General features: G+C 34.8%; 9 protein-coding genes. 2 read left to right on the top strand and 7 right to left on the bottom strand.

The annotated features are described in order from the left end of the window. Positions 1-92 precede the first annotated feature (92 nt). The 7 genes from AC6CHK_RS15790 to AC6CHK_RS15760 all read right to left on the bottom strand — a co-directional run bounded on the left by AC6CHK_RS15790 (position 93) and on the right by AC6CHK_RS15760 (position 7,830). A complete protein-coding gene (locus AC6CHK_RS15790) occupies positions 93-914 on the bottom strand; it encodes a flavin reductase family protein (RefSeq protein ID WP_498097791.1) in 822 nt (273 codons plus the stop codon). 200 nt (positions 915-1,114) lie between these two features. Then, positions 1,115-2,362 carry a fumarylacetoacetase gene (gene fahA, locus AC6CHK_RS15785; RefSeq protein ID WP_498097789.1) on the bottom strand — a complete coding sequence of 416 codons (1,248 nt, stop codon included), beginning with the start codon at positions 2,360-2,362 and terminating at the stop codon, positions 1,115-1,117. Positions 2,363-2,415: 53 nt separating this feature from the next. Beyond that, positions 2,416-2,874 (bottom strand): hypothetical protein, encoded by a 459-nt coding sequence (locus AC6CHK_RS15780; protein WP_498097787.1) that lies wholly within the window; start codon positions 2,872-2,874, stop codon positions 2,416-2,418. Positions 2,875-2,945: 71 nt separating this feature from the next. Beyond that, on the bottom strand, positions 2,946-4,076 hold the full coding sequence (gene hppD, locus AC6CHK_RS15775) for a 4-hydroxyphenylpyruvate dioxygenase (protein ID WP_498097785.1): 1,131 nt from the start codon (positions 4,074-4,076) through the stop codon (positions 2,946-2,948). A 236-nt stretch (positions 4,077-4,312) separates the two neighbouring features. Beyond that, on the bottom strand, positions 4,313-5,089 hold the full coding sequence (locus AC6CHK_RS15770; protein ID WP_498097783.1) for a hypothetical protein: 777 nt from the start codon (positions 5,087-5,089) through the stop codon (positions 4,313-4,315). Between the two features lie 103 nt (positions 5,090-5,192). Then, positions 5,193-6,467, bottom strand: coding sequence for an acetyl-CoA hydrolase/transferase family protein (locus AC6CHK_RS15765; RefSeq protein WP_498097781.1), 1,275 nt, complete (start codon positions 6,465-6,467; stop codon positions 5,193-5,195). 175 nt (positions 6,468-6,642) lie between these two features. Next, entirely contained in the window at positions 6,643-7,830 is a 1,188-nt protein-coding gene (locus tag AC6CHK_RS15760; protein WP_498097779.1) for a homogentisate 1,2-dioxygenase, read from the bottom strand. 121 nt (positions 7,831-7,951) lie between these two features. On the opposite strand from AC6CHK_RS15760, the gene AC6CHK_RS15755 reads away from it, so the two are divergent. Both AC6CHK_RS15755 and AC6CHK_RS15750 read left to right on the top strand, forming a co-directional pair. Beyond that, on the top strand, positions 7,952-10,024 hold the full coding sequence (locus tag AC6CHK_RS15755) for a TonB-dependent receptor plug domain-containing protein (RefSeq protein WP_498097777.1): 2,073 nt from the start codon (positions 7,952-7,954) through the stop codon (positions 10,022-10,024). Then, the gene (locus AC6CHK_RS15750) at positions 10,021-10,488 is read left to right on the top strand and encodes a thioredoxin family protein (protein ID WP_498097775.1); all 468 of its coding nucleotides are present in this window, start codon (positions 10,021-10,023) and stop codon (positions 10,486-10,488) included. Before AC6CHK_RS15755 ends, AC6CHK_RS15750 begins: the two co-directional genes overlap by 4 nt. Positions 10,489-10,578 lie beyond the last annotated feature (90 nt).

Genomic DNA, 10,578 nt, shown 5'->3' with positions numbered 1-10,578 from the left:
GAAAGAATTTGTATCGAGAACTTTTTGATATTAGAACAAACTTCTCGATACTATTTTTCCAAAATCTACTCGAAGCGACGAAGCATTTTAACCTATTTAATTAATAATTTCCAAGCCTCATCAATTTTACTTTCCAATAATAATTTTTGAACGTTTTGATGAATGTTTTCATCTTCATGACAATTTTCAGAAGGCAAAACTTCTACATTGGCAAGCATTCCTAAATCGTTTCCTGTAAAGATTTTGCTGTATTTTACAGCATCAGGAAGAAGATCGAAACCAATTCCTTTTGTTACCAAAGGTTTTGGAACTTCAAAAAGATTATTTTCATTATTTCTCGAATACCAGTTTCCGCCCAAACGAGCGACTATATCCAGTTTTGTTTGATCCAAATTTCCTTCTTCATTCAGATATTCTTCTCTAATATGGATTTTCTGAACTTCACAAATTACTAAGTTCCCCGCTCCGCCTTGATCTCCTAAAGACTTTATTTCTAAAACTTTACATTCAAAGTTTACAGGGCATTCTTCAATTAATTTTGGTTTTATCAAATCGGCATCTTTCATTGTCAGTCCAGATTTGATAAATTCATTAATGCCGCCTTCATATTCGGTCGAAGCTAAAGAAATTTGCTGCACAATCGGGAAATTAACCGTTCCAATAACTACCTCCGGAACTTCATGTACGTTTTCCAAAGTATGTTTAGTTGTATTGTCGCGAACTCTTCTTGAAGGCGAAAAAATTAAAATCGGCGGAACCGTACTGAACATATTGAAAAAACTAAAAGGCGACAAATTGCTGTTTCCTTCTTTGTCAACCGTAGAAGCCAATGCAATCGGACGTGGTGAAACAGCGGTTTGCATAATGGTTTGTAATTGTACAGAAGTTATTTCGGATGGGATTACTGTTTTCATGTTTTTTTTCTTTTTAAACACTTAAGTTAATTTATGTATTTAAATTATGATTTTTGAGTAGAAATTATTACAATATTAAGATGCTTCGACAGGCTCAGCATGACATCGCTACAAATTTACTGCTAAATTAGACAGCTAATATTGGGGATGTCATGCTGAGCGGAGTCGAAGCATCTATGCTTGATTAAAGAATTTAAATTTTATTTTGTAGGAATAATTTTCCCTGAAACTTCACCAAAACCAACTCTTACGCCATCTTTTTCAGCCCATGCCTTCATCGTAACGGTATCGTTATCTTCAATGAATTTTCTTTCTTGTCCGTTGTTTAATTTAATTGGATTTTGACCTCTCCAAGTCAATTCAAGCATTGATCCGAAAGATTTTGGATCGCTTCCCGAAATGGTTCCGCTTGCATACATATCACCAACTTCAACATTGCAGCCATTTATCGTGTGATGTGCCAATTGCTGGGTCATGTTCCAATACATGAATTTATAATTGCTTTCAGAAATTAAATTTTCTTCACTATTTTCAGGCTGTAAATAAACCTGTAAATTGATATCATAATTTTTATCTCCTTCAAACTTTAAATAATCTAAAACTTCAGGATCTTGCGTTGGAGAAGCCGTTCTGAATGGTTCTAAAGCTTCCAGAGTTACAACCCAAGGAGAAACTGATGAGCCGAAGTTTTTCGCCAAAAATGGTCCAAGCGGAACGTATTCCCAAGCCTGAATGTCTCTTGCTGACCAGTCGTTGAAAACGACCATTCCGAAAATAGCATCTTCAGCTTCTTTTGTAGAGATGCTTTCGCCCATTTCGGTGTTTTTGTTGATGATGAAAGCCATTTCCAATTCAAAATCCAATTGATTGCAAGGTCCGAAAATAGGTTTTTCTGCATCGGCTGGCTTCATTTGACCTTTCGGACGGTTGATATCTGTTCCTGAAACAACGATTGATGAAGCTCTTCCGTGATAGCCTACAGGCAAATGTTTCCAGTTTGGCAATAATGCATTTGCTGGATCGCGGAACATTTTTCCAACATTGGTCGCGTGCTCGATGCTGCTGTAAAAATCTGTGTAATTTGGAATGTGTACAGGCATCATCATTTTCACTTTATCCAAATCGTAAAAAGCATCTTCAATAGTTTTCTGGTCTTTAGATAAGATTGAACCTTCCAGTAATAATTCCTGAATTTTGAGACGAACAGCGTTTGTGATTGGTTTTCCTAATTCGATAAATTCATTTAAAGTATATGCTTCAAAAACATTATCGTCCAGCCCTTCAATTTCTTCAAAATAAGCAAGATCGTATAAAGTTGCTAAATCAATTACCTGATCGCCGATTCTTGTGCAGCATGCAATAAATTCTTTATTGAAAACCGCTACGCCAAACGGAATATTGTGTATTGAAAAGTCTGAATTTGAGGAATATTCTACAAATGATTTCATAATGTTGCAATTAAGGGGTTTAATTTAAAAAAGAGGTTTTTTAAATTTAATATTTATTTTTTAGAATAAGATTCTTCATCAATCCACCGGTTTCTGGTATTGATATCGATGAGGTATAATATTCCGTCCTGCTTGGTCAAAAGTAATGTTTTGGCGACCGGAATTGGGATTTTATTGCCTTCAAGCTTGTCTGCTCTCATAGAAATAATGTTTTTCTTTCGGATAATATCTCCTGAAAAGACATTTGAGCTGGTTTCTCCGGTTGCTTTGTCATCAAACATTTCAACGTAAGTAAGGTCTTTATCTTTAAAAATGATAAAGCTTCTTTCTGTGTGATCATCAAAATCTTTGATCAGAATAAACTTTTTATTATCAATATTTACGCTTTCAAGATTTTGGTTGATGCCTTTTCTTTCTTCTAACCTGTCGAGGATTTTGTTCAGTGTTGCATAGTTTTGAGCTTCAAGCGCTAAACCTGCAAAAATTAAAGTACAAATTAATATTTTTTTCATGAAATGGTGCTTTATAAAAAAGTTTTGTCAAGATTCTGCATCCTGACAAAACTCTGTATTATATTCTAAAATTAAAGATTTCCTCTTTTTTCCTGCTCTCTTTCCAAAGCTTCGAATAATGCTTTGAAATTACCGGCGCCAAAACTTTGCGCACCGTGTCTTTCAATGATTTCGAAGAAAAGAGTAGGGCGGTCTTCTACAGGTTTTGTGAAAATCTGCAATAAATAACCTTCTTCATCATGGTCAATTAATATGCCAAGATCCTGAAGTTTCTTTAAATCCTCATCAATATGGCCCACTCTTTCAGGAACCATGTCGTAATATGCTTCAGGCGGAGCAGAAAGAAACTCTACACCACGCTTCTTAAGCTCGGTTACCGTATGGATGATATCTCTTGTAGCAACCGCAATGTGCTGAACACCTTCACCTTCATAGAAATCAAGATATTCTTCTACCTGAGATTTCTTTTTACCTTCCGCAGGCTCATTGATCGGGAATTTTGCAAATCCGTTTCCGTTTGACATTACTTTAGACATCAAGGCAGAATATTCTGTGTTGATCTGTTTGTCGTCAAAAGAAAGAATGTTTACAAATCCCATTACTTTCTCGTACCATTCTACCGTTGGGATCATTCTGTCCCAGCCCACATTTCCTACGCAGTGATCTACATATAATAAACCTGCATCTTCTGGCTGATAAGCGCTTTCCCACTTTTCGAAGCCCGGCATGAAAGGACCTGTATAATTTTTTCTTTCAACAAACATATGTACAGTTTCTCCGTAAGTATAGATACCGGACATTTTTACTTCACCATGCTCATCCGTTAAAGTGACAGGCTCCAAATAAGGTTTTCCGCCTCTTTTTGTGGTTTCTTCGAAAGCTTGGTAAGCATCATCTACCCAAAGTGCCAAAACTTTTACTCCATCACCGTGTTTTTTTACGTGTTCGCTGATAGGTGAATCAGATTTAAGTCCTGTAGTTAAAATCAATCTTATTTTTCCTTGTTGAAGAACGTAAGATACGCGGTCTCTTACTCCTGTTTCAGGACCGGCGTATGCTACAGACTGAAAACCGAAAGCGGTTTTATAAAAGTGGGCAGCCTGTTTTGCATTTCCTACATAAAACTCAATGTAATCAGTACCATTGATAGGCAAAAAATTCTCTGCCTGAGCAATTTTTTCGGCAAATGTAAGTGTTGACATATTTCTATTTTTACTTTTATTTAATAGGTTGCAAATTACAAAATTCCATGAAATATTGAAGCATATAATTGTTGTGCAAACGATTTCATTATTCTCAACGTAAAGAAAAGTTTATTTAAGTATACTTAAGTTTATTGTTTATTTAATGCGTTTTCTATATTTGTATGAGAAACTAGATGTTGAAAAAAGATTATTAACCGAGGAAAGCCGTAATACTTAATTACGGCTTTTTTATTTTACTTGTTTAATCTTCCTGCATCAGGATTATAATTGTCCCAGATTTTCCAGGCATTGTCAACTTTTCGGATAAAGTAAATTTGTGTATTCAGTTGATTAACAAAATGTTCTTCACCGGTGTCACCAACTTTAAATAAAAGATTCCAAAATTCATGAGCTTCAAGAACTTTTTTATCGGGCTCATCAGTAACAATATTGACATCAAAAACTTCATAGTTTGAACGGTTGTTTTTAGTGACCAATTCAAGTTTCCTTTCACAAAGTTCTTTACTGAAAGTTGATGCTCTTTCCAAAAAAGGCGACTTATCAAAAACAAGCTCCTTAAATAACTCTAATTCCAAGATCGGGAATTTTTTATACAGCTCAAACACAGCAGCACAATACTTGTACACGATATCTGTAGAAAATACACCTTCTTCAGCAGTTTGACCATTGATCGTATTTTCTCTTAAATGGTGAATGTAAGAATTGAGATCTTTAAACCCCAAAAAAATACATATTTTGTCTAAAGTTTTCAAGAATCGAAGATCATTATGTGTTTTATCCTGATAATCATTCTCAAAAAAACGCTGTAATGTAATATGCGAAATAGTATTTCCCAGTTCAAACTTTTTATCATCTTTAAGCTCTTCGGACGATGCCAGCTCTTCTTTTATAATTTCTGAAAGAATAATATAGTGGCTTCTTTTCCATTCGTCAACTTTTCCTAAAACTGAATCTTTAACTTTTGAATGTTTGACGACTTCATTTTTTATGGAATTATAAATAGTTTTCAATGTGTAATATTTAAACTAATTTAGCAAAAACATTGCCAAAAAACGTGACGGAATCCCTTAATTGATTAGACTTTGAACTAAATTTTTGTTTTACGTTTATTTTTTAAATTTTAAACCTTTCACGCGCAGCTTTTTCCAGCATTTCTCTGTCGTCAGGATGAGCAATACTTATCAGTTCCTGTGCTCTCTGACGAAGGTTTTTGCCATATAAATAGGCCGTTCCGTATTCTGTAACGACGTAATGAATATGGCCCCGGGTTGTAACAACGCCTGCGCCTTGTTTTAGAAAAGGAACAATCCTGGAAACTCCTTTTTTGGTCCTTGAAGTAATGGCAATGATAGGTTTTCCACCTTCACTTAAAGCGGCGCCTCTCATAAAATCCATCTGGCCACCAATTCCGCTGTATTGCATGGTTCCAATCGAGTCTGCACAAACTTGCCCCGTAAGGTCAATTTCAATAGCAGAATTTATGGCCACCATTTTTTTATTTCTCATTATATTGATCGGAAAGTTGACGGTGCTCACATCATCAAATGAAAAAACAGTATTGTCATCAACGTAATCATACAATTTTCTTGTTCCGAAACAGAAGCTTGTAATCGTTTTATTGTCGTTATAGCCTTTATATTTATTATTAATGACATCATTTTGAATCAAATCAATCACTCCGTCACTTAACATTTCGGTATGAATTCCTAAATCCTTATGATTTGTAAGGCATTTTAAAACTGCATCCGGAATAGTTCCGATTCCCATCTGCAATGTTGATTTGTCTTCGATAAGTTCTGCAACATTTTTTCCGACAAGCATTTCTTCAGGACCTACTTTTGAGCCATAATCTACAGTCGGGAGCTCTTCTTCATGCCAAACCAGCTTATTGATTCTGCTGATATGGATCATTCCGTCACCATGTGTTCTTGGCATTAAAGGGTTCACGATTGCTACAATTAATTTTGCTGTATCTACCGCTGCTCTTGCGACATCTACCGAAGTTCCCAATGTACAAAAACCGTGTTTGTCGGGTGGCGAAACTGTAATTAAAGCAACATCCAACGGTAAAATATTATTTCTGAATAAAATAGGAATTTCACTTAAAAATACAGGAACAAAATCTCCTCTTTCAGAATTTACAGCGTCACGTACGGGCGTGGAAACGAATAAAGAATTTACAAAGAAATTGTCTTTATATTGAGGTTTTGCAATTTCTACATTTCCTTGTTGGGTGATAGAAACCATTTCTACATTTTCGAGACGATGCGACTGTCTTGCCAATTCATCAATTAAATAATTCGGCGTACATGCGCTTCCGTGAAAAAAAACGCGGTTTCCGCTTTTGATTGTATAAATAGCTTCTTCTGCACTTATATAATTATACATATTGAAATTTTTATAGATAAATAATTAGCATTTTCTTTGATTTAAAGATACAGCATTCATTGTAGAAGTCAGGAAACATTTGTCATGTTTGGCACATCATTACAGATGATTTTTATCAAAAAAAAGACCAAATGTCTTGCATTCGGTCTTTTCGTTTTATATTTAAATAATTAATTTATTCTTGAGAACGGTCTTCCAAACTATGATCTTCACTTTCCAGCCAAGAAGTTTTGTAGGAAGGATCTTCCACTTTCATTGCTTCTTCAGTGATTTTCAACGGACGGAAAGGATCAACCATTACCGCATATTCTTCGGTGAATTTTTTACCAATACTTCTTTCCATCGCACCCGGATGTGGCCCGTGAACGATACCTCCGGGATGAAGCGTAAAATCCATCAGATCAATATGATTACGACTCATAAAATCTCCTTCCGTATAAAATAAAACTTCATCAGAATCAATATTGGAATGATTATAAGGTGCCGGAATTGCCTGCGGATGATAATCGTACATTCTTGCGCAGAATGAACAAACCACAAAATTGTGTCCTTCAAAATTCTGATGAACCGGTGGCGGTTGGTGAATTCTACCCGTAATAGGCTCGAAATTTTTGATATTAAATTTATAAGGATAAAAATAACCGTCCCAACCAACAACATCAAACGGATGCGTTGCGTAAATAAAGTCCGTAATCTGGTTTTCTTTTTTTACTTTTATTAAAAACTCTCCTTTTTTGTCTTTTGGTTCCTTGAATGACGGAGCGATAATATCTCTTTCACAAAATGGAGAATGTTCCAAAAGCTGCCCAAATTCATTTCTGTATCTTTTTGGAGTATACAACGGCGAATGACTTTCTAAAACAAAAAACACTGTGTTTTCAGATTCTAATTCAACCTGATAAATTGTGCCTCTCGGAATAATCAGATAATCACCAACGGAAAATTCAAGATCTCCTACAAAAGTTTTCAAGATTCCGTTTCCTTCATGAACGAACAGAAGCTCGTCGCATTCTGCATTTTTGTAGAAATAATCCATTGATTTTCTTGGCTTGGCCAATCCCATTTTCAGATCGTTGTTCATCAAAAGGATTTTTCGGCTGTCCATAAAATCGTCTTCAGGAGTTACATTCATTCCTTTAAACATTCTTGGCGTCACATTTTTATCGACTGCGATTTTTGGAGTAACGTCTTTTGCTTCGCCGATCGATTTTATCTGAGTCGGACGGTGAATATGGTAAAGCAAAGATGAAATTCCATGAAAACCTTCCGTTCCGAAAAGCTGCTCATAATAGAATTTATCTTCCGGAGACTTAAAAATAGTATGTCTTTTCTGTGGGATGTTTCCCGACTGATGATATCTCATTTTACTTTTATATGTAGTTCTTCAAAATTAATAATTTTTAATGAATAGTTTTTAACAATATTTTCTGCAAAGTTTCTTAATCCAAAAATAATTGTTAGTTTTGTCTAACAATTTTAATTTCATGATGCGAATATTATTTTCTGTATTCTTTGTTTCGAGCTTCTGTTTTTCACAGGAAAAAGATAGCCTGAATTTAAATCAAACAAAAAAACTTGATTCAATTAAGGTTTTAAACAAAAAAGAAATTAAAATAAAAGATATTGATGATGTGGTGATTACAGGAACGATAAAGCCGATCAGCCGGTCAAAAAGTCCTGTTGCCGTAGAAATTTACAGTCAAAAATTTTTCCAGAAAAACCCGACTCCGAATATTTTTGAGGCAATCGCAATGGTCAACGGCGTAAAACCTCAACTTAATTGTTCGGTTTGCAATACGGGAGATATTCACATCAACGGTCTGGAAGGACCTTACACCATGATTTTGATCGACGGAATGCCAATTGTAAGTTCGCTTTCCACCGTTTATGGTTTAAGTGGGATTCCGAATAGCCTGATAGACAGAATCGAAGTGGTAAAAGGTCCGGCTTCATCAATTTATGGTTCAGAAGCGATGGGCGGAGTCATCAATATTATCACTAAAAATGCTTTGACCGCTCCAAAATTAAGTCTTGATGTAATGACAACAAGCTGGAGCGAAAATAATGTTGACCTGTCAACTAAATTTAATTTTGGTAAAAATGTCGCTTCTTTATTAAGTTTAAATTATTTCAGCTTTAATGAAAAAATTGATGAAAATAAGGACAATTTCACAGACGGAGCGTTGCAAAGCAGGATTTCAGTTTTTAATAAATGGAATTTTCAGAGAAAGGAAAACCGGTTGGCAAGTTTTGCTTTAAGATATTTGTATGAAGACCGTTTTGGAGGAGAAATGCAATGGGATAAGTCTTATCGGGGAAGCAATGAAATCTACGGTGAAAGCATTTATACCAATCGGGTGGAGGCTTTTGGGATGTATCAATGGCCGATTAAGGAGAATATTATTACTCAATTTTCTTATAATTTTCATGACCAAAATTCTTTTTACGGAACAAATCCTTTTGAAGCGACACAGAAAGTTGCTTTTGCACAAACGTATTGGGATAAAAAGTTTGGCAAGCATGATTTAGTTGTAGGAGCTACTTTTAAAAAAACGTTTTATGACGATAATACGCCGGGAACTTTATCTGCAGACGGATCAATCAATGAACCGATGAAGTCTCCGATTTTTGGAGCATTTATTCAGGATCAGTGGGAAATTAACGAAAAAAACACTTTGCTTTTGGGGTATAGATTTGATTACGATAAAATTCATCATTCTGTACATTCACCGCGTTTTGCCTGGAAATTTTCGCCGAATCCGTATCATGCTTTACGATTCAATTTCGGAACAGGTTTCCGTGTTGTGAATTTATTTACTGAAGATCATGCCGCTTTGACAGGATCGCGTGAAGTTTTGATTAAATCAGATTTAAAGCCTGAAAGATCAATCAACGGAAACTTAAATTATATCTGGAAAATCCCTGCAGGTGATCGTTTGATTACTTTGGATGCTTCCGCATTCTACACCTATTTCAGCAACAAAATTGTAGGTGATTTTGATACTGAACCGGATAAAATTATTTACAACAATCTTCAAGGCTACGGAATTTCAAGAGGCGCTTCCATGAATATTGATTTTTCTTTTAATTTTCCTTTAAATATTATTCTCGGTGTCACTTATCTTGACGTGTATCAAAAGTTTGATGGTGAAAATGAAAAAGTTCAGCAGCTTCATGCTCCAAAATGGAGTGGAACTTACAGTTTGACTTATAAGTTTCCGAGTAATTTGACAATAGATTTTACAGGGCAATTTTACGGGGCGATGCGCCTTCCTGTTTTACCGAATGATTACCGACCGGAATATTCTCCGTTTTATTCTTTGGCTAATATTCAGGTTTCTAAAAGCTTTAAATCCGGATTTGAAGTGTATTGCGGCGTGAAAAATCTCTTCAATTTTACTCCGAATGATCCGTTGATGCGGCCTTTTGATCCTTTCGATAAAAATGTAGATGATCCGATCAATAATCCGAATCATTATACATTTGATACAACTTACGGTTATGCTCCAATGCAGAGAATCAGAGGGTTTTTGGGTGTGAAATATAATTTAAAATGAAAAGGTTATTATTTTTTTTAATTCTGTTTTTATTGCCTTTCTTTTGTCTTTCACAGATGAAAAATATCACTTTTTCTGAGCTTGAAAAACTGCAGAAAGAAAAATCAAAACCAATTATTATTCATCTGTATACAGATTGGTGTTCTGTCTGTAAAATCGAATCTTTTCAATTAAAAAAAGACAAAGATTTGATTGAAATGATCAACGAAGACTTTTATTTCATCAATTTTGAAGCGGAGAAAACGAAAGAAAAAATTATTTTTCAGGGAAAAGAATTCAATTATTTGCCGAATGGAAATTCAGGAATTCACGAGTTGGCTTTAGCTTTATCAAAAAATAAAAATCAACCGATTTATCCTTTGTGGATTTTTTTGGATGAGAATCAAAATCTGATTTATTATCATGAAGGAAAATTTAAGCCTGAGGAAATGAAAGAGAAATTGCTGGAGATTTTAGCCTTGTAGTTTTTAACGTAAAGTAGTTCATTAAGAATAAAATTTTTATTACAGTAAATAGATTCTTCCTTCGTCAGAATGACAAATTTAAAATAGGCA

The sequence above is a fragment of the Chryseobacterium sp. GQ58 genome, assembly GCF_059758895.1.
Note: the sequence above shows the minus strand (reverse complement) of the source record. Positions and strands in the feature narration are given on the sequence as shown.